At 62.5% G+C, this 550-nt stretch carries 1 protein-coding gene; it reads right to left on the reverse strand.

Features of this window, described 5'->3' with window-relative positions:
* Positions 1-312 (reverse strand): hypothetical protein (locus tag IE243_RS23040; RefSeq protein ID WP_191321600.1); only part of this gene is annotated, 312 nt, incomplete at its 3' end.
* Positions 313-550 lie beyond the last annotated feature (238 nt).

Consider the following 550-nt stretch of genomic DNA (forward strand, 5'->3'; position numbering starts at 1 on the left):
CAGGGCAAACGCCTGCTGGCGGCCGTCGGCGACGCGGGCGGATGGGAACATAATGCGAAGGCCAAGATCGCGAAGGTCTTCGATGATGGTTGTCAGGCCTTCATTGTCCACGCGAGGGCTGCTCTCGAGCACCAGCGTGGCCCAGCCGGCGCGTGTAGTCGTGGCGATGGCGCCGTTCTTCACATCGTCAATGAGGCGCGCAACGCTTGAAGCAAGCGCCTGGTGGCAGCGCATGGCGAACACGGTTTCACAGGCTGCAGCGCGCTCAAGGGCGGAGATGCGGATGCTGGTGAGCGAAGCGATCATGTTCATCTGCGCGTCCTTTTTTGGGGTTTTGAGCCCGTATGGGATCGCGAGTGGAACGAGGTCGAAGACCAGGCCGCGGTGCGGTCTGCTCAGTTCCGGTGATGGAACTGTTAGTGGGGGAGGTCACCCCGCGATGCTTGAGCAAAACCACCAACGGTGGGACAGTGGCGGTAGGGAGGACCATGCAATGTCCGACGAGGATATCGTTCCACGGCTACTGGCGGCGGCGGTCCGGGAACGCGAA

The organism is Camelimonas fluminis (genome assembly GCF_014656355.1).
Classification (GTDB): Bacteria; Pseudomonadota; Alphaproteobacteria; order Rhizobiales; family Beijerinckiaceae; genus Camelimonas; species Camelimonas fluminis.